The following is a 24,094-nucleotide window of genomic DNA, read 5'->3' as shown; positions in this document are numbered from 1 at the left end:
GCTCAGCCGGCTGGCGCTGGCGCCGGGCCCGGCGGCGCAGCGCCGTGCGGCGCTGGAAGGGCTGGCGGTGGGCCTGTCCAGCTGGCCGCTGCCGGCGCTGCGCCGCACGCTCGCGCAGCTGGCGGCCGATCTCGACCCCCAGCTGGCCGCCGACGCCATCGACCTGCTGGCCCGCCTGCCCCGAGGGCGGGCGCTGCTGCTGGGCCTGGCGGCAGACCGGCTCGATCCGGCCGTGGCGGCGCGGCGGCAACGGCGCCTGCACGCCCTGCCGCCCAGCCCCCTGCTGCTGCTGGTGCACGGCCGCAGCGGCGGTCTGATCCCGGACGACCTGTTGGCCCTGCGCGACACGCTGGAGCAACAGCGCGGCGCCAGCGTGCGGCTGCTGGCGCTGACCGCAGCGGAGGGGTCGCCCCATGCACCCCTGCCGCCGCGGCCGGAGGGACCGGAGGGCGCCACGCTGGTGCCCCTGTTCCTGGTGCCAGGCGGCCATGTGCGGCACGACCTGCCGGCGATCGCCGCCCGCTGGCGTCAGGCCGGTCCGCTGCACCGGCTGCCGTTTCTGGGGGCCTGGCGCTGCTGGCAGCAGGCCCTGGCGCAGGAAGTGCAGGAGCTGGGACACGGGGCGGCCGCAGCGCCGCTGCTGCTGCACCACCCCCTGGACGGGGCGCTGGGCCGGCGCTACCTGCAGCACCTGAGCAGGATCACCGGTGCCGGTTGCAGGCCCGCTTCATACAGTGCGCCAGATCCACAGGAGCTCCAACTGGCGATCCGCAGCCCTGTCCTTGCTCTGGCGCTGGCCGCCAACCGCCTCACGGACAGCCTGCCGCTGGAGCTCGGCCCCCCCTTGCTGCAACGGCCGCGCCTGCAGCGTGTGCTGCTGGAGCAGCTCGCGGCGCTGCCATGACAGCCACGCCCCTGCCGGACGACGTTTCCCCTTCCAGCGGCGTGTCTGCCAGCGGCAAGGTTTATCTGGTGGGGGCAGGGCCGGGCGATCCCGAGCTGCTCACGCTCAAGGCCCACCGGCTGCTCAGCCAGTGCGATGCCCTCGTCTACGACTCGCTGGTGCCCAAGGCCCTGCTCGATCTGCCGCCGGCCGGCTGTGAGCGCCATTTCGTGGGCAAGCGGCGCGGGCACCATTCGGTGCCACAGCCGAGCACCAATGCCGTGCTGGTGGAGCTGGCCCGGCGGCATCGGCTGGTGGTGCGCCTGAAAGGAGGCGATCCGTTCCTGTTCGGCCGGGGCGGTGAGGAAGCGGCGCACCTGGCCCGCCATGGCGTGGCTGTGGAAGTGGTGCCGGGGGTCACCGCCGGCATCGCGGCGCCGGCCTATGCGGGCATTCCGGTCACCCATCGGCGCGCCGGCTCGAGCGTCACCTTCGTGACGGGGCACGAGGAGATCGACAAAGGGCGCCCCGGCGTGGACTGGCGCGGCCTGGCCCGCTGCAGCGACGGCCTGGTGATCTACATGGGCCTGCACAACCTGCCACGCATCTGCGAGGAACTGATGGCGGGCGGCCTGGCGTCCACCACCCCCGCCGCCGTGATCCAGCAGGGCACCGTGAGCGGCCAGCGCCAGCTGATCGCCGACCTCGGCAGCCTGGCAGCGCGGGTGACGGCGGAGGGGTTCCAGTCGCCGTCGATCGTGGTGGTGGGCCAGGTGGTGGAGGAGCGGGTGGCGGGCTGCGCACCAGCACCGGCCGCCGTGGACATGCCGATCCCCTTCTGAACGCGGGAGTACAGCACGGCGGTACACCCGGCTGGCCTTCGGCGCTCAGTCGAGCTGGAGCACGCCGCGGGTGCGCTCGCGCCGCTGGCGGTCCTGGGCCTCGAACGCCTCCATGCAGCCATCGGTGGGCGGGACCAGGCAGCTCACGTAGCTGGAGGCATCGATCAAGGCGGCGCGCAGTGCCTTGGCGGCCGGCAACAGGCTCACGCCCTGGGAGCTGGCCTTTCTGGGCGGCGTTGGGCCCCTTGCGCACGATGCCGAGCTCGCTGAGCTTCTGCTCGGAGAGCACCTCCTTGAGGTTGGCGCGCTCCACCACCAGGTCTGCTGGGTGACCGTGTTCTTGAAGGCCGGCACCGACACGGTGGGGCGGCTGGTGGGGCGGCTGGTGGGGCGGGGGGCCGTGCGCTGGCTCTGGGCCAGGGCCGAGGCGGGCAGCAGCGGCGTCAGCAGGCAGGGGGCAGCGGCGGCGCTTGCAACGGTTGAAGCTCTGTGGCGCATTCAACCAACCGGAACGGTTTCCGGTCCCAAAACGTCATTCCGTAGTGGTTGAAACGTTCAACTGAGTGTGATGATCGTTTAGGTAGACCACCGTCTGACGCCGGTTCCGCCCGGTGTGGCCCCAATGACCACAACCGCTCTGCCACAGGGCCCGCATCGCTCGCCCCGGCCGGCGCCGATGTTTGAGCTGATCCCCTACGAGAAGTTTCGCGATACCCCGGCGGTCCGCTTCTTCGATATCACCGTGCCCACCTCGAATGCGAGGGATCTGGTGGTGCACACCGGGCCGGCCGTGAGCCCCCCCGACGACCCCGCCACCGGGGCGTGGCAGTTCTATCTGCATCCCCATCAGGAAGACAACCTGCTGGCCATGCACGGCGGCCGCACCTTCTTCCTGGTGAACCTGGGCTGGAACTACCCGTTCCACATCGTTCGGCTCGACACCGGCGGCGACATCCTGCGCATTCCGCCCGGCACCTTCCACCGCTCGGTGTCCGACCCGGATGGCTCGCTGGTGCTGAACCAGGCGGTGCGCGAGGAAGGGGCGTCGCTGGTGCGTGAATTCCGCGTCTACAACAGCCACAACATTCCCCAGCTCTACGCCGTCACCAGCCAGACAGCACCGCTGCCGAAGCTGCACGGCGTCACTTGGTGAGACATGGCCTCCAGGGGCTGGCGCAGGTGAGCAGCAAGCAGCGGGTGGTGCGGTGAGCCGACCCACAGCAAGGCATCGAGCTTTGTAACGTTTTATAAAAACGCTGTGGCTTCTCCCCTCTCCCTCGATCGCGAGTTCACCGTGGCGATGCACTCGCGCACCATCGACGACTGCGACGACATCGAAGCCCTGCGCGCCATCGCCAAGACCCTGCTGGAGGCCTGGCAGTTGCAGGCCATGTTCAGCGAGGACTACGGCGCCCAACTGCTCCGCGTCCATGCCCCCTGAGGCGAGCAGCCCGCAGCCGCAGCTGGCCATCGTCGGCGCGGGGCTGGCCGGATGTGCCCTCGCCGCCCAGCTGACGCAGCTGGGCTGGCCGGCACCGATCACCCTCTGGGAAGCCGGGCGTGGGCCCGGCGGTCGCGCCAGCACCCGCCGCTCCCGCCACGATCCGCAGCGGCGGGCCGACCACGGTGCTCCACTGCTCACCATCACCACCGATCCGCCGCCGGCGCTGCTGGCGCCACTGCTGGCGGGTGGCTGGATCGAACCCTGGCCTGAACCCTGCGCCCGCCTTGATGCCAGCGGCGCCCTGCAGCCGATCGGGCCGGAGCCGTTGCTGCAGGGCAGCCTCTACCGCGGCCGCGGTGGCATGGAGCAGGTGTGTGCCGGGTTGCTGGCCCTGGCCGGCGCCGGCTGCACGCTGCACAGCTCCCGCCTGATCCAGCGGCTGGAACCACGGGCAGGCGGCGGCTGGCGCCTGCTCGGCGGCGATGGCGAACACCTGGCAGACGCCGACTGGCTCGTGCTGAGCGGCACCCTGCTGGTGCATCCGCGCGGGCGGGCCCTGCTGGGCGCTGCACCCGCACCGCTGGCGGCGCTGGCGGCCGGCGACCCGCAGCTGGCGGCGGCGCTGCGCGTGATCGCCACCCTGGGCGCGGAGCCTTGCAGCAACCTGATCTGGCAGCTGGAGGGGGCGGCGGCGGAACCCTGGCTGGCCCTGCCGTTTCGCCTGCTGGAGTTCGATGCCGGCGCCCAGCACCGCTGGGGACTGCGGCGCGTGTCGATCCAGCCCGGTGCGCAGGGCCGCTGCGCGGTGGTGGCCCACTCCAGCGCCGCGCTCGCCGCCGACCATCTGCAGACGGTGGGCTCGGGCTCCGCCGCTGTGCAGCTGCCGGGGGTGAAGCTCGACCCGGAGCGCGAGCAGGCCCTGATCGCGCAACTCACGGCCGCCGTGCAGGCCGCGCTAGCCGCCTGGCTCCCTGAGGCGACCGGCCAGCCGCCGGCGGGAGAGCGGCAGCTGATGCGCTGGAGCGCCGCTTTTCCCCGCGGCGAGGGGTTGCCCGCCGACCTCAGCCTCTGCGCCCGCAGCCGCCTGGCGTTCTGCGGTGACTACCTGGCCGGGCCCGGATTCGGCCGCGCCGAAGGGGCGTGGCGCAGCGGCGAACACCTGGCCGAGCGCCTGATGGGGCTGCTGAGCCCCCCTGGCACGCCAGCAGTGGGCGCGGCTTCGGGCTGTCTGGCTGCAGAAGCGCATGAGGCTTCTACTGCGGCCACCGGTGAGGCTTCAGCTACGGCCACGGCTGGGGGTAGGCGTTCGTCTTCAGCGTGGAACGCGCGTCCCGACACGGCGGCCCGAGGGAGGCAAGACAATGGCTGAGCCCCGCCTGCCGCCCATGCCCCCGATGTGCCGGCCGCAGGCTCTGGCGCAGCAACTGAAGCGCCAGGCAGGGCCACTGCCGCGCCAAGCCGGGCGCTCGGCCGGCCACTGGTTCGCCACGGCCGGGCGCGCCGCAGCGGCGATGGTTGCTGTGCTGGCTCTGGTGCTGCTGCCGCTCCTGCAGACCCCCGCCCCGGCGCTGGCGGCGAGCCCCGAGGCTTACCGCTGCGATGGCGATCCCTTGCTGGCCCTGGCCGACAACGGCGCCGTTGATGCCATCGGCATTCCCAACACGGCGGCGGGCACGGTGCCGGGCGCGTTCGTGGTGCTGCGGTGGCGCGGGGTGACGCTGCAGCTGCCGCGCACCAACAACGCCGGCGCCCCCAGCTACACCGACGGCAAGTGGTGGTGGAGCCTGGAGGATCCGGCGGCGCCGCGCTTCCAGCAGCGGCAGGGGGGCGTGATCAGCTACGCCTGCGAGCGCGCCGCTTGAGCAGCAGCGCCCTGCCCGCCTGGCGCGTGTTGCTGCGCGGTGCACGGGAGCGGGAGGGTCGCTCGCCGGCAGCGCGCTGGCTGCAGCTGGCCAGCGTGGGCGCCGATGGCACGCCACGGGTGCGCACGCTGGTGTTCCGCGGCTGGGCAGATGCGGTGCGGCTCGATCTGCTCAGCGACGGGCGCAGCGCCAAAGCCGAGGAGCTGGCGACCCAGCCGGCGGTGGAACTCTGCTGGCTGCTGCCGAAGGCCCGCAGCCAGTTCCGCCTGCGCGGGCGCCTGGAGCTGCCGGTCGGCGCAGACCTGCTGGCGGCGCGCGAGCGGCACTGGCGCCAGCTGAGCCCGGCGGGGCGGGCGTTGTGGGGCTGGCCGCCGCCGGGGCAGGCACTCGATCCGCAGGCGGCGTTTCCGAGCGAACTGGCCGACGGCACGCCCTTGCCGCCCCACTTTCTGCTGCTGCGCATTGCGGTGCAGCAGGTGGAGTTGCTGGAGCTCAGCGGCACACCGCACCGCCGTCAGCGCTGGCGGGAAGCCACCGGCTGGCAGTGCGAGGCGCTCAATCCCTGAGCCGCCTGTGCCGCCAGAACACGCTCAATCCGGGAGCGCTTCCCCCTCCAGAAAGGGCTCGAGAAACTGGAGCGGCCGGTGCATGGTGGCCGAGAAGCCCAGCAGCCCCGGATCGCGGTGCACGGCGAGCAGACGGTCGTCGGCGTCGATCAGGAAGGTGCCGCCGCGCTGGGTGAGGAAGTCGTCGCGGGGCACATAGGTGCGCCAATGGCCCAGCACTTCGATCATGTTGCGCAACCGGGTGGTGGCCAGCTCGAAGGGCCGCAGCGGCGTGCGGCGATCGCCGGTGTAGCCACGCAGCACTTCCGCCAGCGTGCCCGGCGAGCTGATCCCGGCGCACATCAGCAGCAGGCCTGGCCAGGGGCCGGCGCTGGCCCCCAGACCCTCCGCCAGGTCAAGGGCGCGGTGCAGCCTGGGCTCGGAATCCACCAGCAGCCGCTCCGGGGGGAAGCCGGTGAACGCGCAGAAGCGCTCACGCCCGGGGCCATGGCTGATACCGATGGCCAGCACCTCGATGCCGGCGGACTGCAGCCGGGGCAGGGCAGGCACCAGCGCCTGGGCGTACTCGAGGCTGTCGAAATCACCGAGCTGGGGCCACAGCAGCACTAGGCGACGACGGCCCGGCCCCATGGCGGGCAGGCCAGCCAGGCGCTCCAGCAGCGCGGCAGGGGCGCGGCAGCCGACGGCCACTCCTGCGGCGGGAGCTGGGGCCGCTTCAGGGGCGGGGGCAGCGGTCATGGCGGGGGAGAAGGAGAAGGGAGCGGACTCAGCCCTGGCGATGGCGCCGGCGGCCGAGCGGTTCGATCCACTCCTGGCGGATCAGGTCGTTGTGCAGCTTGGCGGAGGAGAGGCGGCAGCCCAGCTGGATTTCGCCGTCGTCCAGCAGGCGACCGAGACGCAGCGCCGTGGCCTCCTCGACCCGCGAAAAGCCCTGCTGACGGGCCACGACCCAATCGAGCTCCGACGGGGTGATCACCCCGGTGGCGAGGGTTTCGATGAAGAGTTCGCCGACGGTCATGAACCGATGTTGCGGAATGTAAACATCCTGTCGCGAGACGCGGGCCGGCGCGGGCCCGGCCGAGAGCCGCACACGGCCAGACCGAGTCAGCCGCAGGGCCAGCCGCTGCCTTGCCTCCAGCGCTCCTGTGCGGCGCCACTTCCGTGCACCAATCGCTCAGGCGCACGGCGCCCTCCTGCGGCCCAACGGCTCCAAGTCCGCACCCGCGTCATCGCCGCAGCCGCTCGGCCCCGACCCCACCCCCCGACCTCGACCCCGCCCACAAGCCGGTCTCCTCACACTTCTTCACCTGTCGCGCCATCGTGTGTAAAGAAATGAAAAGTCCATGACCACCCTCACCCTGCTGGAAGTGTTCCTCGGTTTCCTCACCGCGGCCGTTGCCCTATGGGCCGCCGGTCTGGCCGGCCCTTCCCAGGGACAGCTCTGAGCCGGCGCTGCCAGCTCCGCCTTTCTCAGAATTCCCGCCCCCCGTCCCTTTCCCCCTTCTTCCCCCCTCACCACCGCTCCGGCTGCACCCATGACCTCCTTTCTGTCCCGCTACGTGCTGCGGGAAGGCTTCCTCGCCAACACCGGCCTGCTGATCCTGCGCCTGGCCATCGGCGCGATGATGATCCACCACGGCCAGGAGAAGCTGGCAGATCCGCAGACCTTCGCCACCAATTACGTGGTGCCGTTGCACCTGCCCTTCCCGGTGTTCTTCGCCGAAGTGGCGGGCTTCTCGGAAATCCTCGGCTCCTGGTGCGTGATCCTGGGTTTCTTCACACCGATCGGTGCGCTGGCCCTGGCCGGAACGATGGGCGTGGCGGCTTACCACCACATCCTCACCAGCGGCTTCAACATCTACGTGCTGGAACTGGTGGTGCTGTACCTGGGCGGCAGCCTGGCGATCCTGCTGAACGGCCCGGGCCGCTTCTCCTTTGATGCCGGCATCCTCAGCGGCCTGCTCGGCGCCCGCCAGCCCCAGACCGCCGCAGCCGCCGGCAGCGCGGCCATGTCCAGCAGCGTGCCCCTCAACCGCGCAGCCACCGCTGCTCCGACCTCCCTCTGAGAATCGAATCTCCCCGCTGAGCGGACATGCCGATTCCCCCACTACCGGCCCTGGTCACCCTCGTGGCCATGGTCGGCTTTCTTGCCACCGTGATGCTGGTGGGCGCGGCTCGCGTCAAGCACGGCGTCAAACCGCCCTCGGTGGTGGGTCCCGAACCGTTTGAGCGGGCGCTGCGGGTGCAGCAGAACACTCTGGAACAGCTGATGGTCTTCCTGCCCTGCTTCTGGCTGGCGGTGGCGTTCAGCAGTGAGCCGGTGGCCACAGCGCTGGGCTTCGTCTGGGTGGGCGGCCGCGTGGCCTTCGCCGTCGGCTACCTCCAGGCGGCCGAGAAACGGGCCGCCGGTTTCGCGATCAGCTTCACCAGCAGCATCGTGCTGCTGGTCATGGCCCTGGTGGGTGTGCTCGCCAGGCTGGGCTGAACCCCGTCAGGGTGGCGCCGCGCAGGCCTTGGCATTCCAGGAGGAACAGTTCAGGTCAGGAGGAACGGTTCGGGCCTTCTGCTTCGAGGCTGCTCCTCAGCTACTGCTGGTGCTGCTTGTGCTGCACCTCAGTTGTTGCTTCCCAGTCCTCGCTCTTCAGCTCCTGCTTGTCTTCGTTGCTGGCGAGTGTGTGCTGGTCATCCCACGCATGACCTGGCCCATGATCCTCACCCGCACCCAGCGCGGCAGGGGGACCAGGGCGTAGGTCAACAGCTTGGAGAGGGCGCCGGGCAGCACGGTGCCTTGACGCCCGAGGGCCTCAAGGATCGGCTGGGCGATCGCTTCGGGGTCGAGAGCATGGCCAAGGCGCAGGCCGGCCCGGCTCGCGAAACCGCTGTGGGTGGGCCCCGGCGCAGCCGCCAGCACATCCACGCCGCAGGCGCTGAGCTCCACCTGCAGCGCTTCCGCCAGGGCCTGCACGTAGGCCTTGGTGGCGGCGTAATGGGCGGCGTAGGGCATCCCCTGAAAGCCCACGATCGAGCTGAGCAACACCAGACCACCCCGGCCCCGGGCGCGAAAGCGGCGCCCGAAATGGAAACAGGCCTGCATCAGCGCTCGGCCGTTCACCATCAGCAGCTCGGTTTCGCTGGTGAGGTCGGCATCGAGAAAGGGGCCCGAGCTGCCGAAACCCGCGGCGGCCACCACCAGACCCACCTCCAGCGGATCCGTGGCGGCACGAAGCACAGCGAGCTGGTCGTCCCGCGCCAGATCCAGATCCAGCACGCGCACCTGCACGCCGTGCCGGGCAGCGAGCTGGGCGGCAAGGCCATCGAGCGCAGGGCGGCTGCGGGCCACCAGCACCAGGTTCAGCCCCGTCTCCGCCAGGCGGCAGGCCAGGGCACGGCCGATGCCGGAAGAGGCCCCGGTCACCACGGCCCAGGGTCCGTAGCGGCTGAGGAAATGCTGCTGACGGCGGGTACGGGCGGCTGTCATTGCTGGGTAGCGACTGGAACGACTGGGGAACGGATGGAGCGCGGCTGGTGTACAGGCGGGGAGTGGATTGGAGCGCGGCGGGGATAGGCAGCGGCAGGCGAGCGGCAGTTCCAGGTGTTAGCCATGACGTGCGTCATGCCATTGAGCAAAAAAGAGAGGGGACAGATCCGGCAGGGGCGTGGCCCAGCTCAGCCACCTCCGGCTCCGGGGCCAACAGGGCGGGCCACCGCCTCCAGCAGGCGCCTGGCCAGAACGGGATCGTCGACCAGGCGCGCCAGCAGCACCGCTCCCACCATGGCCGACGCCAGCTGCAGCGCTGCATCACTGGGAGTGGCATCGCCGGGCTCGTCCCCGCAGGGCGCCTTGGCGGGTGGGCGGGCGGGCAACTTGCGCTCGATCGCCGCGAGCAACCCATGGGCCGCAGCGGCAAAGGCGGCGCGCACGGACGCCGGCTGGCGACCCCCCTCACCCCCAAGCGCCGCAATCACGCAGCCCCGCTCCGGGTGAGCGACGTGCTCGGGCGAGAGGTAGAAGGCAAGGCTCTGCTCCAGCGAAAGCTCCTCAGCCAGCGGCCCCTCGGCGCTGGCGGCGGCCGCCGTGCGGATGGCTTCAGCCACCAGGGCATCGCGGCTCTGGAAATGGGAATAGAAGGCGCCATGGGTGAGGCCGGCCTGTTTCATCAGCGCCGGGATGCCGATACCCGAGAGCCCCTGACGGCGTAACTCAGCAGCGGCAGCGCGCAGGATGCGCTCACGCACAGCTTGCTTGTGACCGTCGGCGTATCGCATGATGAGCATCATGCCATGAATCTGTGGGCCTCACCCGCCCCGCAGCGGGTGGCTCAGCTGCAGGCATGAACAACCCCGATGGGAAAGCACAGCTGGGAAGCTGCGGAACAACGTTTGGGCGCTCCCGTCGCAATTCCGTGAGGCTGAACAGAGAGGCACTTCAAGCCGTATCTCGGCGAGCGGCAGTCATTCAGGGGCGCAGCAGGAGATGGATTTGAAGTGTTCACCCCGCATCACCCGGCTTCCCCAGACAGTGTCAGCAGCCTCCTAGGCCTCAACCTCCCAGAGCACCATGCACGCTCGCTTGTGAAGGATCTGTAGTTCGTAGCTGCTGGAACAGGCCGAGGCCGCATAGCCATAGCAGACATGCAGCGGCAGAAGATGCTCTTCCCTGGGATGGCAGTAGCGGGCAAAAGGGGCGTCCTGCCAATGGAGCAGACGCTGGCTGCGCTCCTGTTCAGCGAGCTGGCGGTTGGAACAGGTGTCGAGCAACCAGTTCTCGAAGGCCCCATTCATCGCCTTGGATTCAGCTGTATCGGGCGTGAAGAAGGCCTTCATGTTGTGGAAGGAGAAGCCCGAACCGATCAGCAGCAACCCCGGATCTGCCAGGCCTTGCAGGGCACGGCCCAGGGCCAGATGCTGGGCAGGGTCCAGGCTGCGAAGCAAAGACAGCTGCACGCACGGGATCTCTGCCGCGGGAAACATGATCTTCAGAGGCACGAACAGGCCATGATCCAATCCTCTCGTGGTCGTGAGGCGGGCCTCGATGCCAGCTTCAGCCAGCGCCGCAGCGATGGCGCACGCCAGCGGCGGATCACCCGGGCATGGATACTGAATCTCGTACGACTCGTTTGGAAATCCGCTGTAGTCGTAGAGAAGCGACGGATTCGCGCCGGCAGTCACAGTGGGTTGCTGCTCTTCCCAATGGGCACTCACGACAAGGATGGCGGAAGGCCGCTCGATCGTGGCGGCAATGGTTGTCAGGCAAGCAACCATTTCGGCATGGGCCGCATCACCAAGCAAAGGCAATGGACCACCACCATGGGAGAGAAACAGGGCCCGGAGTCGTTGCACTGATCACTCCTGATGCAAAGCTGCTTGCACAGCTGCCTGGGTGGATGAGCGCCAGTGCCCAAGGCCATGCAAAGCATTGAGCCCAAGGTCATGAAAGGCACTGAGCCCATCACCCAAACCCCAGAACTGTCAGAGCAACTGTAGAGCAGACGCACAGGGGAGAACCACTGCCTGCAGCAAGGAGGCAGCAGCAGCGACGACAGACGTGGCGGCAGCAGCAATGGTCGGGAAGGTAAGGCCGCCCCATCAGCGAAGCCGGTGGTCAGTCTTCCTCGGAGATGTACAGCTCCGTGCCTCGCTGGTAGAAGTTGAAGGTTTTACCCTGGTCTTCGCAATCGGATTGGGTGGCCGCGTAAGCCTTCAGAGGGGTGCGCACGATATTGGTGACGCCGGTGGTGTTGTCGTCGTAGCGCACATTGAGCGCAGGCGATTTATTCTCGCCTGCAAACTTGTAGTTCCAGGTCAATTTCAGCCACTTTCCGGGTGCCACGGTGGCAGACGTCCACTCACCTGAGCTGCCCCAGCGATAAGCGAAGTTCACGGAATAACCGGTTTCGGTGCCGATGCAGGCCAAGGCAAACTTCGTTGACTGAGCGGAGGCGATTGGGGCCTGCGCCACTGTGAACGGAATCACCAGCAAGGGGATGGCCCACCAGCGGCGCGCAGACCTTTGCAAGGAGTGTGGCGCCGAACAAGCCGCCGAAAGAGGCCGCGAAGATTCACCCGGAAGACGGAACGAACGCCGAACCGGCCTAGCAGAACAAAGCAAGTGCAAGGACTTGAGAAACAAAGATTGCAACCCCATGACTACACCCATCATCCGAAGCGCAAACATAACTGAATGAGGCCCACCTGTCTGGCAAGTGTCATCATTGGTAAAGGCCTACTCCGCGCTAACCACATCACGAACAAGCGCGGCAGCAGCTTGCCAGCCACTGCCAGGCAGGGACTGAGCCTGCTCCTGATGGTTCTGCTGATGGGTTGAGGTTTCCATCCTCTGGCCCGTGGATGCAAAACCATGGTGATCGGAGATGGACCGTAGCTGGCACAGGTGAATGAACCACTCGTGCACGTCAGCTCGACACCGGCAGCAAGGGATGACCGAGAAACCAACCGATGCCGTCGGCCACCAGCACCAAGCCAAGCACCACCACCACCGCCGCTGTGAGCTTCGGCAGCACCGACAGACTGAGCGAGGCCAACGACTGAAAGATCCTGCCGGCCCGCTGGGGAAAGAGGAAACGCAGCCCGATCAGGCTGAGCAGAGGCAGCACAAAGATGAGGTTGTAAACGAGGAGATAAGCGACTCCCGCCAGCCCCTGTGGGTCATATTGCACGATCCGCTCCACAGCCGCGAGGTAGGGCACGGCGCCCGGAAGGCCCACCAACACCAAGCTGCCCCCGAGCACCGCCATGGCGGCCGGTGAATTGCCGGTTGCTGGGGCCTCCTGTGGTTTGGCGGTGGTTGATCGCTGCATGAGCCAGGGGGAGGCCAGCAGCAACAGTCCCACCAGGATCTGAATCACCAACTCCAGTGCCTGGGGTTGATTCCAGAGACGTGCAAGACCTGCACCGAAGTGCGCTGTGAAGGCTTCTGCTCCTAACAACAACAAAAGGCCAAAGCACACATACACCACATAAACCCCCGCCACAAACGAACCCGCAAGGGCCACGGGACGACGGCTACCAAGCGCCACCGTCATCGGCACCAGAGCCAGGGGAACCATCGACAGACTGTCAACCAGGCCGATCGCCACCAAAACAAGAAGCAGGCCCACGCTCGCACCGATCCAGCCGGGAGCTGGATTGTATGGGAGGAAAGTGAAAAGCCAGCAGGCTTTTGTTGGACGACTGAATCCTGAGCAGGAGGTGATGCTGGAGCGCTGAGATCACCATGGTCATGGTGTGGGGGAGATGGACCAAAGATAATCAGCCAGATGGTCGCTGACGATCAATTAGCAGCAGAGCCGATGTGTTCGATCCCGTGGTTCTCGCTGACAAGTGTGCAGGTATCCTCCCGATCGGACCGACCGTCGTGGAGCCTTCACAAGACCTGGGCTCAGCTCTGTGAAAAAACACCTGACCACAACGCGCCGCAACTCCGCGAAGCAATTTGAAGATCGATGATCAATTCAATGATCCAAGGAAAAGACCAACGATGCCACAAGACCAAAAGCCAGAAATTGGTCCCATCGCTTGAAGACGAAACATCATAATGGCTCTGTAATCGGCGCCTGCCTCGTACCTTGAGGTTGCTTTTCAAAGACGACCACACTGTCGTAGATCGAGATGCAGTCTGTGGTGCGGGTGAACGAGGAAATCGGCAAGGCACCCCGCGTATGCACGGCATTGATCTCATCAATCTTTCCCTTCGCGAACTCTATAAAGCTCCCCGATCTTCCAATTCCACCTTCATACTCATCCCAATAGCAAGTATGCGTATCTTCCACCATGTACACGCCTCTGGGATGAATGCGTTCATAAAGCAATTCAAACGAAGAGACCATGTGGCTCATCCGATGGCTGCCATCATCCAAGACAATATCGATTCGTGGATAGCGACTGAGGATCCGCTCGATCACCGCAGGATCATCCTGGCTACCAATGAAGATCTCAACACCTTCGCCCTCATGCTGCTTGCATTCTGGATTGATGTCAAGACCAAGAACCTGTGCGCCGGGACCGAAATACTCCTTCCACATAGCTAAAGAACCGCCACCAAAAACCCCGATCTCAAGGATCACCGGAGCGGCGTTGCGGAATCTTGAGAAATGTCGCTCATAGATATCAAAGTAATGAATCCATTTATGCATGAGCTTGGAAGAGTTTTCCAAGAAGTAGCGATGCAGGAATCCGCCGCAATCAACTGAGGCCACAACGAGATCAACTGATAGTGTTCAATCTTAGACTCTCTCCAGACGTTTGCCATCACAGCCAAGAGGGATCTGGGCGCTCCCACTGCCTTCTGCCACTCACGACAGCCAAACGCCATTGCCATCAACATCCTGCCTACATGGCCATCAAGGAAGAGCAGAACATCCATCTGCCACCCATTCGGCAGATGGGTGTCAATCAATACAGGAACTGACGACGACCTTATCCATGACCAGCGTCCAAGGTCTCAGGTCCTCGAACAGTCAACCGCTCAGATCGTCAGGCATTCAACCCCACAGCCCGGAACGCACCAACGTCGTATCAAAACCCACCCCTAATAGCTGTAATTCGCCTCAAACAACGGCGCACCATCGGAGGGTTCTGAGCCGGGCGCATAGAGGCCCTGAGACGCCAGGCCATTGGCCCGGGCACGCGCCAACAGCGCCTGCTGGCCGGAGGCCAGATCGTGGCCAGCCCAGTGCTTCAGGCACGACTGCTGCAGCGCACGGCCGTAGGAAAAGCCCAGGTGCCACGGCGCTGGCGTGGTGGCTTGATTGATGCCGTTGAGATACACACTCGCCTCCTCTTCGCTCAGGCCACCGGAGAGGAACAGCACAGCCGGCACACTCACCGGCACCGTGCGCTCCAGCGTGCGCAAGGTGTACTCAGCCACCAGGTCGGGGCTGGGCGGGGTGGCGCAGGCCATGCCCGGCAGGGTGAGCGACGGCTTGAGCAGGCTGCCCTCCAGGAACACACCGCAGTGGCTGAGGGCGCTGTACACCGTGCGCAGCACCCACTCCTGCACGGCGGCAGTGGTTTCGATGTCGTGGTCTCCATCCATCAGGATTTCCGGCTCCACGATCGGCACCAGCCCCGCCTCCTGCACCGTGCGCGCATAGCGGGCCAGGCCCCAGGCGTTCTCGCGCACGCACAGATCCGAGGGGGATCCCTCGGCGGAAATCTTCAGCACCGCCCGCCACTTGGCGAAACGGGCGCCGCGCGCATAGGCGTGCGTTGCCCGCTCCTGCAGTCCCTTCAGGCCGGTGCACCAGCTCTCTCCCTCCAGTCCGCCCGCCAGCGGCTCCAGACCCTGGTCCACCTTGATGCCGGGAACGATGCCGCTGCTGCGGAACAAGTCCACGAGCGGCGCACCTGGTTCGCCCAGCGCATTCACGCTGTCTTGAAACAAGGTTTCCTCAAACAGGATCACGCCGCTGATGTGCTCGTTGAGCTCAGGTGTGGTGGCCAGCAGGCTGCGGTAAGCGCGGCGGTTCGCCTCGGTGTTGTCCACACCGATGGCCTCGAAGCGTTTGCCGATCGTGCCGGTGGATTCATCGGCGGCCAGCAGTCCCTTGCCCCGGGCCGCCAGCGTGCAGGCTGTGCTGGCCAGTTCATCGCGAAAGCTCTCGAGGCTCATCGATTCCGGTGCGGGAAACAAACAGCAGAACCGATCGGCTCCGACCTCTCCTTAAGTGGGGCAGAGGGCGGTGTCAACGGCGCGGTGTGGAATGAATCCAGCTGGAGTCTGCTTCCGGAAAGCCGCACCGCTTGCGCCGCAATGAGCCGACGACAATTGTTTGATGGGGGTCCCGGGGATCGAACCCGGCTTAGGCGGATTATGAGTCCGCTGCATTCACCAGATTGCTAGACCCCCAGCGTGCCGCTCACCACAAGCCGCGGATCGGCCGTGACCACATCGACGGGGGTACTGCGCCATCATCCAGCTGATGCGGTGCCATCGATTCACCGGAACCCTGCAGACTGCCGGTGAACTGGCTGGGCAGGTCAGCTGTGCGAAACGGAATCGGCGAGCTGAGTTCTTCCATCGCCGCGTTGACGGTGTTGTTGATGGCGCTCCCATCCCAGATGATCGCCTGATCAGGAAAGCCCAGTCCCATCACGCGGTTGCCTTCCGGCCCACCCATCGCGATGCCGAGGATATCGGTGGCCTGATGAAGGATGTTCACCCCCGCCGCAAACGGTGAGCGCCAACTGAAGGCGCGCCGCATGAAGAGGGTGTCGGTGGCTTCCACCACGCCGCAGCGGGTGACCTCCACCGGCGCCGCGCGGCCTGGGCCCGAACCGGAGGCACCGGCCTCCACCGTTGTGGTGCAGACCACCGGGTCGGCCAACGCAGGGGCTGTGGTCATGACCGCCAGGCCACCAACCGCCACCAGCCATGCAACGAGACCCGGCCGCATCATGGAAGGCCACGCCAGGGATGCAACGGAGCGGGTGGGAGCCACAGCAGAAGGGGTGGGGCGGGTCATCGGAAGCACCAGAGACGCCCGTGCCCGTTGCAGGCAGGAGCTGGCTATTTGAGCGCAAACTAAGTCAGCAAGCCGGAAAGTTGCCAGTGTCCGCCGTTCCCGACTCCCTTGCCGCCGCTCCGGCCACCCCGCTGCCCCCCGCTGATCCGGCGGAACGGCGCCGCGCCCTGCTGCCGCTGCTGGCCGACCGCGCCTATCGCCATGGCCGTTTCACCCTGGCCTCCGGGCGCAGCAGCGACCATTACGTGAACTGCAAACCGGTGAGCCTCAGCGGTTACGGGCTGGCCCTGCTGGCGGAGCTGATGCTGGAGCAGGTGGAAGACGGCGCGCTGGCCGTCGCCGGGCTCACCCTCGGCGCCGATCCGTTGGTGAGCGGCGTCGCGTTGGCGGCGGCGCTGGTGGGACGGCCGCTGGATGCCTTGATCGTGCGCAAGGAGGCAAAAGGCCACGGCACCGGTGCCTGGCTGGAAGGCCCCCTCCCCGCCGCCGGCAGCACGATCACCGTGCTGGAAGACGTGGTCACCACCGGCGGGTCGTCGCTCAAGGCGGTGCGACAACTGCGGGAGGCCGGCTATGTGGTGCAGCGGGTGGTCACGATCGTGGATCGGCAGGAAGGCGGCCTCGAGGCGATGACCGCAGCCGGGCTGGAACTGCGCAGCCTGTTCCTGCTGGAGGAGATCGCCGCGGCCGCCAGCAACAACGAAGCAGCCGCAAGCAACCACTCCCCAACCACCAGCAACTGATCCCGCCCCGATCCCGGCGGTGATTTGCAAGGGTAAGGGCGCCGGATGCTCCCCCACCGTGACGCCCCATCCCCAGCCCGACCCATGGGCCTGGCAGCCGCCCCGCCCCAGCCGTCTGCAGCAGCCGGCGGTGCTGATCCGCCTGGAAGGGGCCGACACCCTGCGCTTCCTGCACGGCCAGACCAGCCAGGACCTGGAGCGGGCCCGGAGCGGCCAGTGCCTGGCCACCTGCTGCATCAGCCCCACCGGCCGTCTGCGCGCGCTGGCCGAGGTGCTGGTGGATGGCGCAGGCGCCTGGCTGCTGGTGAGCGCCGGTGATGGCGGCGCCGTGCATCAGGCACTCGATCGGGTGCTGTTTCCGGCCGATCAGGTGGTGCTGGGGGCGCCCCAGCCGGTCAGGTTGTTCACGCTGTTTGAGGCTCCCGGCCCCTTGCTGGCGCCCACCGGGCAATGGCAACCCCTCGGCGCGGCCGACGGCGCCGAGGGCTTTCTGCTGCCGGGCGGCCGGATGGTGCTGCCGGCCGAGACGCCGGAGCCAGAGGCGCTCCAGGCGCTGCCGGCCCTCTCTGCCGCCGAGGCCGAGCGCTGGCGGCTGCAGGGCGGCCACCCCGCCGCGCCCGCCGAGATCAACGAGGAGGTGAACCCGTTCGAGCTGGGCCTGGCAGGGCGGGTGAGCCTCTCGAAGGGCTGCTACGTGGGCCAGGAAACCCTGGCCAAGCTGGCCACCTACGACGGCGTCAAGCAGCAACTGCGCCGCTGGGTGTGCACGCCTCCCGCCGGTGGCCCGCTGCCGCTGCCGGGCGGCAGCCTGCACACCCCGGCGGGCGACCGGGCCGGGCGCATCACCTCGTGTCTGGAGCTGCCCGCCACTGCTCAGCAGCCGGCCTGCTGGCTGGGGCTGGCCCTGGTGCGGCGGCAGGCACTGGCGGAGGCGTGCCTGCAGGCCGAGGGCGGGCTGGAACTGGCGCTCTCCATCCCGGAGGCGTTCGTAACCCCGCCGGTGGGCGCCGGCGGCGGGGCGGGCAAGCTCTAAGCCAGTGGTGCCGGCGGGTCCTGGTGCGGGGGCGATTGGTCCTGCTCCAGCAGCCAGCGGGCCACCGCCCAGGTGGCTCGGACGTCGTCGTGGTTGTAGCGGAGGATCCAGCGCAGGTTGTGGTGGCTGCCGCGACCCGCAGCGGTGCCATCGCCGCGCCACTGGCGCCACCACAGCAGGCAGCGGGCCCCATCCACCCCCTTCTGGCTCCAACGGAAGCCGAGCCAGCCAGCCACCCCCTTGAGCCCGTAGCTGCTCACCGGCAGCAACCAGTGGCGCCGCAGGCGCACGTGCAGGTCCACCAACCGCGCCCGCAGCGCCGCCACCTCCCGTTCGCTGGCGCCCTGGCGCTGGGCAAGCCGCACCAGCGCCACCGCCTCGGTTTCGCCGTAGTGGAGCAGGGGCCACCCCGGGCTGCGCGCCAGCGCCCGCCGCAGGCGCTGCCACAGCAAGGCTTCGCCGTGCTCGTGCAGGGCCAGCAGCGGCTGGTAACGGCTGCCGGCGGCGGCGGCCGTGGGCCAGCGGCCATCGGCCTGCCGCTCGATCCGCAGAAAGCCGTGCAGAAAGTCGTCGCGGGCGTCCGGGTCGGATTCGATGTCGTAGACGAGCACGCCGGGGGCCGCGGCCAGCTCCGGCAGCGCCAGCAGAGGCTGGCCGGGGAGAGGCGCGATCCGTTGCGGAGCGCCGTCGCGCTGCACCCGCGCCTGGGCCACCAGCCGCTCAGCCACCTCACGGTGCTGCTCGCCGTGCACCTCCAGCGCATCGGCAAGGGCACCGGGGTCGGCCGCCGCCAGATCCGCCACCCCGCCCACATGGAGATCCAGCAGCAGCTCGCGGCGTTTGCCGCCGATGCCGCTCACTTCGCTGAGGTGGCCCTGCTGGGCCGCCTCCTGGTCGCACAGGCCCCGCCAGGAGCAGAGCACGCACTTTTTGCGGTCGTTGACCAGCGGTGGCGGCTGAGACCGTTGCAGATCGTCCGCCAGTTTCGGCAGGCTGTCGTCGAGCTGGCGCTGCAGTCCAGGGCCCAGCGCCAGGTGTTCCTGCTCCAGCCCGCGGGCGCCGTGGGCCAGCACCAGGCCCTCTCCCACGCTGGCGTCCTGGTGCTCCCCCAGCAGCCGGCCCCAGAGCGTCATCAGCAGGCGGTGTTCCCGCGTGAGCCGCCGGCCGTGGCGCGCCATCACCGGCAGATAGGCATGGGCGCCCCAGCGGCTGCTGCCGCTGGTGCGCAGCAGCAGGGGCGGGTGGGCCTGCAGCGCCAGCCCGCCCGGGCCCTCGCCGGCCAGCCGCAGCCCCACCACGGCGGGCGCGGCGTCGGCGCAACCCGCCTCACCCCGCTGGGGCTTGCGGCCCAGCAACTGCACAAAGCAGCGCTGCTGATCGTCCAGCTGCAGGGTGCGGTGGGCCGTCCAGAGTCGTCGCTCCTGGGGGCCATGGCGGTCGAGCCAGGCGCGGCGACGGCAGCGGACCCAGCTGCGCAGCAACCGGTCGGTGAGCACCCGATCGGGGTGGGCGGAAGGCATGCGGCCAAGCTAAAGGGAACGGTGGCCTGCCCAGAGGCCGGCACGCGCTCTGCCCCGCAGGATGCGTCACGCTGCTACGACCCTGGCACTTCCCCTCCCCCCCATGGCGTCCGCCCCCCTGCCCCTGGAGCCCAGCCCGATCCGGTTCGGCACCGATGGCTGGCGCGGCATCCTTGGCGTCGACATCACGGTGGAGCGGCTGTTGCCGGTGGCAGCCGCCGCCGCCCGCGAGCTGGAGCATTCCGCCCCGCCGGGCCTGCACAGCCGGGAGGTGGTGATCGGCTACGACCGCCGCTTCCTCGCGCCCGAACTGGCCGAGGCGATCGCCGCCGCCGTGCGGGGCGCCGACCTGGAGCCCCTGCTCACCGACACGCCCGTGCCCACCCCCGCCTGCAGCTGGGCGGTGGTGGAGCGCGGCGCCCTGGGCGCCCTGGTGATCACCGCCAGCCACAACCCACCGGAATGGCTCGGGCTCAAGATCAAGGGCCACTTCGGCGGCTCGGTGGAAGGCGACTTCACCGCCCGGGTGGAGAAGCGCCTGGAGGCCGGCGGCATCACCGTGCCGATCGCCGGCGACACCCCCCGCTTCGATGGCTGGGCCGGCTACCTGGCGGGGCTGCGCCGGCTGGTCGACACCGGCGCCCTGCGCCAGGGCCTGGCACGGCTGGGCATGGCGGTGATCGTGGATCCCATGCACGGCTCGGCCGCCGGTGGCCTGCCGGCGCTGCTGGGCCAGCCGCCTGCCGCTGCACCCCACCCGGCTGAAACCGGCGGCATCCAGGAGATCCGCTCGAACCGCGATCCGCTGTTCGGCGGCCATCCCCCCGAACCGCTGGAGCCTTATCTGGGCGAACTGATCGCAGCGGTGCGCGCCAGCACCGCCGCCGGCCAGCCGGCGCTGGGCATCGTGTTCGATGGCGACGGCGACCGCATCGCCGCCATCGACGAGCGGGGCCGCTACTGCAGTACCCAGCTGCTGATGCCACTGCTGATCGATCACCTGGCCCGCGCCCGCGGCCTGCCCGGCGCCGTGGTCAAAACCGTGAGCGGCTCCGACCTGATGCAGCAGGTGGCCGAAGGCCTCGGCCGGCGCGTGATCGAGAAGCCGGTGGGCTTCAAGTACATCGCCGCCGAGATGTTGAGCGGCGATGTGCTGATCGGCGGGGAGGAATCCGGTGGGGTGGGGCTGGGCATGCACCTGCCGGAGCGGGATGCCCTGTTCGTGGCCCTGCTGGTGGTGGAAGCGGTGGTGGAAGGGGGGCTGCCGCTGGGAGAGCGGCTCGATCAGCTGCGCGAGGCCCACGGCGGCGCCGGCACCTATGACCGCCTCGACCTGCGGCTGCGGGACATGGCCACCCGCCAGCGGCTGGAACACCAGCTGGCCGATGCCGCCCCCACGGAGGTGGCCGGAGCGCCTGTGCTGGAGGTGATCCGCACCGATGGCGTCAAGCTGCGGCTCGGCGCCAGCCACTGGCTGATGCTGCGCTTCTCCGGCACCGAACCGCTGCTGCGTCTCTACTGCGAAGGCCCCAGCCCCGAGCGGGTGGCCGCGGTGCTCGCCTGGGCGCGCCAGTACGCGGAGGCGGCATGACCCCCACCACCCCGCCCGGCTCTCCCGCCACCGTGCTGGTGCTGGCCAGCGGCAATGCTGGCAAGCTGCGGGAATTCAACGCCGCCCTCAACGGCGAGGCGGCCCGCGCCGCCGGCCTGCCACCGCTTGATGTGCGCCCCCAGCCCAGTGGCTTCGAGGTGGAGGAAACAGGCGAGAGCTTTGCCGCCAATGCCCGGCTCAAGGCTGAAGCCGTGGCATTGGCCACCGGCTGCTGGGCACTCGCCGACGACTCGGGCCTGAGTGTGGAGGCACTCGGCGGCGCCCCCGGCATCCATTCGGCCCGCTACGCCACCAGCGACAGCGAGCGCATCGCCCGGCTGCTGCGGGAACTGGGCGAACAAGCTGCAGCCCAGGCGCCCACCGCCAACCGCCGCGCCTGCTTCACCGCCGCCCTGGCTCTGGCAGATCCCAGCGGCCACACCGTGCTCACGGTGGAAGGGGTCTGCCCTGGGGAGATCCTCACGGCGCCGCGCGGCAGCGGCGGCTTCGGCTACGACCCGGTGTTCCTGGTGCCGGAGGCCGGCCTCACCTTCGCGGAGATGGACCTCGATCTGAAGCGCCGCCTCGGCCACCGCGGCCGGGCCCTGGCGGCGCTGCTGCCGCAGCTCGGGCCGCTGCTGCAGCCCTGATGGCAGTCAATCTCACCAACGAGCTGGCCAAGGAACGCAACCGGGCGGCGGCAGAGCGCACCTTGATGGCCTGGATCCGCACCTGCCTGGCGCTGATCAGCTTCGGCTTTGGTCTCGACAAGATCATCGGCGCCATCAACACCAATCGCTTCGAGCGGCCCGTCCATGCCGGCCTCGGCGTGCGGCTGGTGGCGATCGGCTTCGTGCTCACCGGCATCCTGGCCATGGCCGCCGCTGCGCGGGAACACCTGCGCACGCTCAAGCGACTCCAGCGTGACGACTTCGTCTATCTCGACCAGACCTCGATCGGCATCGCCACCGCCATGGCCCTCACCCTGATCGGCAGCGTCGCCCTGATCCTGTTGATCACCGGTGCGAGGCCGATGTGAATCCGGCCGTGGCGCTGGCGCTGCCCTTTGTGCGCTGGCGAAAACGGCAGCGGCTGCGGGCCTGAATCGGATGGCACAGGTCAGGATGCGCGTGGGGTGGTGAAGGCGATCGAGATGCGCCCATCGGGGCGGCGAAGACATCTGCCCATTGAAGGTGTCGCGCGCCACCCTTTCCAGCAGGCTGGGGGCGAGGCGTTGCCTGTGGCCTTTCTTCACGAGAACAACGTTCTCCTGCCAAAGGAGGGGACGTCGCCGGAGTAGTTGAAAGCCCGCGCTGCAAATACGATTCTTTGGGCGATGCGCACAACCCGGACGCTGTGGAGATCGGCACTCACCCATACCCTCAACACCATCATCAGGCAGGGAGTTGACTCCAAGTTGGATTCAGCGAGAGACCGGGGCTCAAGCGGATCATGCCAACAGGTTTCACGTACCTTCAGGGACCCACCGTGTCCACCAACCCACGTCCTCGCCTGGGTTCCGAAGATCGGCGCCGCTGGATGTGAGTCAGAATGTTGCGGACCCATTCGCTCCGTGGCGGCGATGTAGTCGTCCCAGCCACAGTGAGGCAACACCTACCTCCACCCTGCGGTTGTCCGCAGGGTGAAGCCTTCCACCCCAATGCCCCAGAAAGCGATCGTCCTGTTCAGCGGAGCTCTGGCGAGCTGCGCACTCGCCCTGCTTGCGGCACCGGCCTGTGCAGAGTTGCTCTACAAGCTTTCCACCAGATGCAGCCTGGCGGGAGCGGATCCCCAGGCCTGCACAGTTGAAGCCGAGGATTTCGGCAGCGTCACGTTGTATCGACACCGCATCGGCGCAGTGACCAAAACGATCCGTGTGACCGACTCCCCTCTGAAAATGGAGCTCTACAACGCCGAGCGCAAGAAGTGGGAGACCCTGCAAAGCGCGTCGGCACGGTTTTCAGCCAACACGGTGTGCTTCAACGGCCGGGATCTCTGCGTCGTCAATCCCAACTACCTCAACAGCGTGCAAGAGAACCGACCCGATCTGATGACTGGGCGGGATCTGGTTCGCGTGCACTTCGACAGCAGCGGGCGCACCAACGCGAGCTGCTACGACGACGGATGTGATCTTGTCCTGAAATGAACCAACTCTCCGGATTCGCCCTTGTGTTGGCTGGCATGGTCACACTTCCCGCTGGTGCCGGCTTCGCTTTTGATTCCTCAACGGCAACTGCCTCCCCTCCCACACAACTGATCGCTCGGGGAGGTGGTGGTGGCTCCCGCGGCGGCGGCTCCCGTGGTGGTGGAGGTGGTGGGGGTGGTGCCTCACGGGCCAGCCTTGGATCCCAGGGCGGCAGCAGGGGCAACACAGGCTTTGGCAACGCCAGTAGCGGTCTCAGCCGTGGATCCTCCAGGCCCAGCGGCGGCTGGAGCAACCAAGTGCGTCAACCCGGCCTAAACCCCTCGCTCAACCGGCCCAGCGGCAACACCGTGGCCGGCAACCGCAACCTGAACCGCGACACCAACCGTAGTGTGAATCGCAATCTGGACAACAACTGGAACGTGAATCGGGAGGTGAATCGCGATATCAACAGAAACGTCAACGTGAATCGCACCGCCAACGTCAACTGGGATCGGCGCGTCAACATCAACAACGTGAACGTCAATGCCGGCTGGGCGCGGCCAGGCTGGGGCGTGGCGCGGCCGTGGAACTACGGCTGGTATGGCGGTTGGAGCACCCCAACATGGGGCTGGTGGGGCGCCCGCGCCGCCACCTGGGGCATCGCCACCCTCGCCACTGCTTCAATCATCAACAACGCCGTCAATTCAGCCATCAGCGCCAACCAGACCTACATCCTGGTGCCGAACAGCAGCTACCAGCTGATCTTCGCTTCGGTGGTGCCAACCAGCAGCTCGGTGGTGAGTTTCGCCGTTACCGCCGACGGCGGCACCTACCAGCTCACGGCCGACTGCAACGCCGGCCTGCTGGATGGCCGCCAGCCCCAGTCCGCCGCGGAGGCGGAACTGCTTAATGCCGCCTGCCAGGTGGCCTTCGGCAACGTTTGAGGCCCGGGGCGCTCAGCGCCCCCGAGTAGGACGGAGTCAGGCCTCCGCCGTCAACGA

Annotated in this window: 29 protein-coding genes and 1 tRNA gene; 17 read left to right on the top strand and 13 right to left on the bottom strand. The window is 68.0% G+C overall.

Features of this window, described 5'->3' with window-relative positions; translation table 11 throughout:
• Positions 1–904 (top strand): CbiX/SirB N-terminal domain-containing protein (locus CJZ80_RS14060; protein ID WP_094514588.1); only part of this gene is annotated, 904 nt, incomplete at its 5' end.
• Complete coding sequence (gene cobA / locus CJZ80_RS14055; protein ID WP_094514585.1) at positions 901–1,725, top strand: uroporphyrinogen-III C-methyltransferase; 825 nt, start codon at positions 901–903, stop codon at positions 1,723–1,725. The genes CJZ80_RS14060 and cobA, both read left to right, overlap by 4 nt.
• A gap of 45 nt (positions 1,726–1,770) precedes the next feature.
• Here cobA and CJZ80_RS15750 read toward each other — a convergent pair whose 3' ends face one another.
• Entirely contained in the window at positions 1,771–1,932 is a 162-nt protein-coding gene (locus CJZ80_RS15750) for a hypothetical protein (RefSeq protein WP_233133125.1), read from the bottom strand.
• 121 nt (positions 1,933–2,053) lie between these two features.
• Between CJZ80_RS15750 and CJZ80_RS15490 the strand changes: the two genes are divergently transcribed.
• The 6 genes from CJZ80_RS15490 to CJZ80_RS14025 all read left to right on the top strand — a co-directional run bounded on the left by CJZ80_RS15490 (position 2,054) and on the right by CJZ80_RS14025 (position 5,597).
• Complete coding sequence (locus tag CJZ80_RS15490) at positions 2,054–2,275, top strand: hypothetical protein (protein WP_198948326.1); 222 nt, start codon at positions 2,054–2,056, stop codon at positions 2,273–2,275.
• 126 nt (positions 2,276–2,401) lie between these two features.
• Entirely contained in the window at positions 2,402–2,878 is a 477-nt protein-coding gene (locus CJZ80_RS14045; RefSeq protein ID WP_094514580.1) for a redox protein, read from the top strand.
• Positions 2,879–2,983: 105 nt separating this feature from the next.
• Positions 2,984–3,166 (top strand): hypothetical protein, encoded by a 183-nt coding sequence (locus tag CJZ80_RS14040; RefSeq protein WP_094514577.1) that lies wholly within the window; start codon positions 2,984–2,986, stop codon positions 3,164–3,166.
• Complete coding sequence (locus CJZ80_RS14035) at positions 3,156–4,538, top strand: NAD(P)-binding protein (RefSeq protein ID WP_094514574.1); 1,383 nt, start codon at positions 3,156–3,158, stop codon at positions 4,536–4,538. The genes CJZ80_RS14040 and CJZ80_RS14035 overlap by 11 nt, the downstream gene beginning before the upstream one ends.
• Positions 4,531–5,031 (top strand): hypothetical protein, encoded by a 501-nt coding sequence (locus tag CJZ80_RS14030; RefSeq protein ID WP_369803105.1) that lies wholly within the window; start codon positions 4,531–4,533, stop codon positions 5,029–5,031. The genes CJZ80_RS14035 and CJZ80_RS14030 overlap by 8 nt, the downstream gene beginning before the upstream one ends.
• On the top strand, positions 5,028–5,597 hold the full coding sequence (locus CJZ80_RS14025) for a pyridoxamine 5'-phosphate oxidase family protein (protein WP_094514571.1): 570 nt from the start codon (positions 5,028–5,030) through the stop codon (positions 5,595–5,597). Before CJZ80_RS14030 ends, CJZ80_RS14025 begins: the two co-directional genes overlap by 4 nt.
• 24 nt (positions 5,598–5,621) lie before the next feature.
• Here CJZ80_RS14025 and CJZ80_RS14020 read toward each other — a convergent pair whose 3' ends face one another.
• Together CJZ80_RS14020 and CJZ80_RS14015 are read right to left on the bottom strand one after the other, a co-directional pair.
• Positions 5,622–6,227, bottom strand: a complete 606-nt coding sequence (locus tag CJZ80_RS14020) for a peroxiredoxin-like family protein (protein WP_094514632.1) — start codon at positions 6,225–6,227, stop codon at positions 5,622–5,624.
• Positions 6,228–6,363: 136 nt separating this feature from the next.
• Positions 6,364–6,615, bottom strand: coding sequence for a hypothetical protein (locus CJZ80_RS14015; RefSeq protein ID WP_094514568.1), 252 nt, complete (start codon positions 6,613–6,615; stop codon positions 6,364–6,366).
• Positions 6,616–7,132: 517 nt separating this feature from the next.
• On the opposite strand from CJZ80_RS14015, the gene CJZ80_RS14010 reads away from it, so the two are divergent.
• Both CJZ80_RS14010 and CJZ80_RS14005 read left to right on the top strand, forming a co-directional pair.
• The gene (locus tag CJZ80_RS14010) at positions 7,133–7,663 is read left to right on the top strand and encodes a DoxX family protein (protein ID WP_094514565.1); all 531 of its coding nucleotides are present in this window, start codon (positions 7,133–7,135) and stop codon (positions 7,661–7,663) included.
• 26 nt (positions 7,664–7,689) lie between these two features.
• The gene (locus CJZ80_RS14005; protein ID WP_094514563.1) at positions 7,690–8,082 is read left to right on the top strand and encodes an MAPEG family protein; all 393 of its coding nucleotides are present in this window, start codon (positions 7,690–7,692) and stop codon (positions 8,080–8,082) included.
• Between the two features lie 156 nt (positions 8,083–8,238).
• On the opposite strand, the gene CJZ80_RS14000 is transcribed toward CJZ80_RS14005, so the two are convergent.
• From CJZ80_RS14000 to CJZ80_RS13960, 9 genes are all read right to left on the bottom strand, one after another.
• Positions 8,239–9,075 (bottom strand): SDR family oxidoreductase, encoded by an 837-nt coding sequence (locus tag CJZ80_RS14000; RefSeq protein ID WP_094514561.1) that lies wholly within the window; start codon positions 9,073–9,075, stop codon positions 8,239–8,241.
• Between the two features lie 188 nt (positions 9,076–9,263).
• Complete coding sequence (locus tag CJZ80_RS13995; RefSeq protein WP_158217489.1) at positions 9,264–9,863, bottom strand: TetR/AcrR family transcriptional regulator; 600 nt, start codon at positions 9,861–9,863, stop codon at positions 9,264–9,266.
• Between the two features lie 267 nt (positions 9,864–10,130).
• Positions 10,131–10,859, bottom strand: a complete 729-nt coding sequence (locus CJZ80_RS13990) for a class III extradiol ring-cleavage dioxygenase (protein WP_094514629.1) — start codon at positions 10,857–10,859, stop codon at positions 10,131–10,133.
• Positions 10,860–11,199: 340 nt separating this feature from the next.
• On the bottom strand, positions 11,200–11,577 hold the full coding sequence (locus tag CJZ80_RS13985; RefSeq protein ID WP_094514557.1) for a hypothetical protein: 378 nt from the start codon (positions 11,575–11,577) through the stop codon (positions 11,200–11,202).
• A 433-nt stretch (positions 11,578–12,010) separates the two neighbouring features.
• On the bottom strand, positions 12,011–12,715 hold the full coding sequence (locus CJZ80_RS13980) for a GAP family protein (protein WP_094514555.1): 705 nt from the start codon (positions 12,713–12,715) through the stop codon (positions 12,011–12,013).
• 432 nt (positions 12,716–13,147) lie between these two features.
• Positions 13,148–13,813 carry a class I SAM-dependent methyltransferase gene (locus CJZ80_RS13975; protein WP_233133124.1) on the bottom strand — a complete coding sequence of 222 codons (666 nt, stop codon included), beginning with the start codon at positions 13,811–13,813 and terminating at the stop codon, positions 13,148–13,150.
• A 332-nt stretch (positions 13,814–14,145) separates the two neighbouring features.
• Positions 14,146–15,228: a class I fructose-bisphosphate aldolase gene (locus CJZ80_RS13970; protein WP_094514553.1), complete on the bottom strand. Its 1,083-nt coding sequence runs from the start codon at positions 15,226–15,228 to the stop codon at positions 14,146–14,148.
• Between the two features lie 164 nt (positions 15,229–15,392).
• A tRNA-Ile gene (locus CJZ80_RS13965) sits at positions 15,393–15,465 on the bottom strand.
• A 10-nt stretch (positions 15,466–15,475) separates the two neighbouring features.
• Entirely contained in the window at positions 15,476–15,961 is a 486-nt protein-coding gene (locus tag CJZ80_RS13960; RefSeq protein ID WP_233133122.1) for an occludin/ELL family protein, read from the bottom strand.
• Between the two features lie 251 nt (positions 15,962–16,212).
• Between CJZ80_RS13960 and pyrE the strand changes: the two genes are divergently transcribed.
• A complete protein-coding gene (gene pyrE, locus CJZ80_RS13955) occupies positions 16,213–16,824 on the top strand; it encodes an orotate phosphoribosyltransferase (protein ID WP_094514623.1) in 612 nt (203 codons plus the stop codon).
• Between the two features lie 58 nt (positions 16,825–16,882).
• Positions 16,883–17,857: a folate-binding protein YgfZ gene (locus CJZ80_RS13950; protein WP_198948323.1), complete on the top strand. Its 975-nt coding sequence runs from the start codon at positions 16,883–16,885 to the stop codon at positions 17,855–17,857.
• Here CJZ80_RS13950 and CJZ80_RS13945 read toward each other — a convergent pair.
• Positions 17,854–19,377, bottom strand: coding sequence for a TM0106 family RecB-like putative nuclease (locus CJZ80_RS13945; protein WP_094514548.1), 1,524 nt, complete (start codon positions 19,375–19,377; stop codon positions 17,854–17,856). The genes CJZ80_RS13950 and CJZ80_RS13945 overlap by 4 nt on opposite strands.
• A gap of 103 nt (positions 19,378–19,480) precedes the next feature.
• On the opposite strand from CJZ80_RS13945, the gene CJZ80_RS13940 reads away from it, so the two are divergent.
• From CJZ80_RS13940 to CJZ80_RS13920, 5 genes are all read left to right on the top strand, one after another.
• Complete coding sequence (locus tag CJZ80_RS13940) at positions 19,481–20,968, top strand: phosphoglucomutase/phosphomannomutase family protein (protein WP_094514545.1); 1,488 nt, start codon at positions 19,481–19,483, stop codon at positions 20,966–20,968.
• Complete coding sequence (rdgB, locus tag CJZ80_RS13935) at positions 20,965–21,618, top strand: RdgB/HAM1 family non-canonical purine NTP pyrophosphatase (RefSeq protein WP_094514543.1); 654 nt, start codon at positions 20,965–20,967, stop codon at positions 21,616–21,618. The genes CJZ80_RS13940 and rdgB overlap by 4 nt, the downstream gene beginning before the upstream one ends.
• Positions 21,618–22,007 carry a YidH family protein gene (locus tag CJZ80_RS13930; RefSeq protein WP_094514541.1) on the top strand — a complete coding sequence of 130 codons (390 nt, stop codon included), beginning with the start codon at positions 21,618–21,620 and terminating at the stop codon, positions 22,005–22,007. Before rdgB ends, CJZ80_RS13930 begins: the two co-directional genes overlap by 1 nt.
• Before the next feature lie 603 nt (positions 22,008–22,610).
• Positions 22,611–23,114, top strand: coding sequence for a hypothetical protein (locus CJZ80_RS15375; protein ID WP_158217487.1), 504 nt, complete (start codon positions 22,611–22,613; stop codon positions 23,112–23,114).
• A 296-nt stretch (positions 23,115–23,410) separates the two neighbouring features.
• Complete coding sequence (locus tag CJZ80_RS13920) at positions 23,411–24,037, top strand: hypothetical protein (RefSeq protein ID WP_094514535.1); 627 nt, start codon at positions 23,411–23,413, stop codon at positions 24,035–24,037.
• Positions 24,038–24,094: the final 57 nt, after the last annotated feature.

It is taken from the genome of Synechococcus sp. MW101C3, assembly GCF_002252635.1.
Lineage (GTDB): Bacteria > Cyanobacteriota > Cyanobacteriia > PCC-6307 > Cyanobiaceae > MW101C3.
Note: the sequence above shows the minus strand (reverse complement) of the source record. Positions and strands in the feature narration are given on the sequence as shown.

What these genes read in the sequence shown, in the direction of transcription:
- cobA (WP_094514585.1), top strand. Translation starts at nt 901, where the DNA reads ATGACAGCCACGCCCCTGCCGGACGACGTTTCCCCTTCCAGCGGCGTG.
- CJZ80_RS14045 (WP_094514580.1), top strand. Translation starts at nt 2,402, where the DNA reads ATGTTTGAGCTGATCCCCTACGAGAAGTTTCGCGATACCCCGGCGGTC.
- CJZ80_RS14035 (WP_094514574.1), top strand. Translation starts at nt 3,156, where the DNA reads ATGCCCCCTGAGGCGAGCAGCCCGCAGCCGCAGCTGGCCATCGTCGGC.
- CJZ80_RS14030 (WP_369803105.1), top strand. Translation starts at nt 4,531, where the DNA reads ATGGCTGAGCCCCGCCTGCCGCCCATGCCCCCGATGTGCCGGCCGCAG.
- CJZ80_RS14020 (WP_094514632.1), bottom strand. Translation starts at nt 6,227, where the DNA reads ATGGGGCCGGGCCGTCGTCGCCTAGTGCTGCTGTGGCCCCAGCTCGGT.
- CJZ80_RS14015 (WP_094514568.1), bottom strand. Translation starts at nt 6,615, where the DNA reads ATGACCGTCGGCGAACTCTTCATCGAAACCCTCGCCACCGGGGTGATC.
- CJZ80_RS14010 (WP_094514565.1), top strand. Translation starts at nt 7,133, where the DNA reads ATGACCTCCTTTCTGTCCCGCTACGTGCTGCGGGAAGGCTTCCTCGCC.
- CJZ80_RS14005 (WP_094514563.1), top strand. Translation starts at nt 7,690, where the DNA reads ATGCCGATTCCCCCACTACCGGCCCTGGTCACCCTCGTGGCCATGGTC.
- CJZ80_RS14000 (WP_094514561.1), bottom strand. Translation starts at nt 9,075, where the DNA reads ATGACAGCCGCCCGTACCCGCCGTCAGCAGCATTTCCTCAGCCGCTAC.
- CJZ80_RS13995 (WP_158217489.1), bottom strand. Translation starts at nt 9,863, where the DNA reads ATGCGATACGCCGACGGTCACAAGCAAGCTGTGCGTGAGCGCATCCTG.
- CJZ80_RS13990 (WP_094514629.1), bottom strand. Translation starts at nt 10,859, where the DNA reads ATGGTTGCTTGCCTGACAACCATTGCCGCCACGATCGAGCGGCCTTCC.
- CJZ80_RS13970 (WP_094514553.1), bottom strand. Translation starts at nt 15,228, where the DNA reads ATGAGCCTCGAGAGCTTTCGCGATGAACTGGCCAGCACAGCCTGCACG.
- CJZ80_RS13960 (WP_233133122.1), bottom strand. Translation starts at nt 15,961, where the DNA reads ATGACCACAGCCCCTGCGTTGGCCGACCCGGTGGTCTGCACCACAACG.
- CJZ80_RS13945 (WP_094514548.1), bottom strand. Translation starts at nt 19,377, where the DNA reads ATGCCTTCCGCCCACCCCGATCGGGTGCTCACCGACCGGTTGCTGCGC.
- CJZ80_RS13940 (WP_094514545.1), top strand. Translation starts at nt 19,481, where the DNA reads ATGGCGTCCGCCCCCCTGCCCCTGGAGCCCAGCCCGATCCGGTTCGGC.
- rdgB (WP_094514543.1), top strand. Translation starts at nt 20,965, where the DNA reads ATGACCCCCACCACCCCGCCCGGCTCTCCCGCCACCGTGCTGGTGCTG.
- CJZ80_RS13930 (WP_094514541.1), top strand. Translation starts at nt 21,618, where the DNA reads ATGGCAGTCAATCTCACCAACGAGCTGGCCAAGGAACGCAACCGGGCG.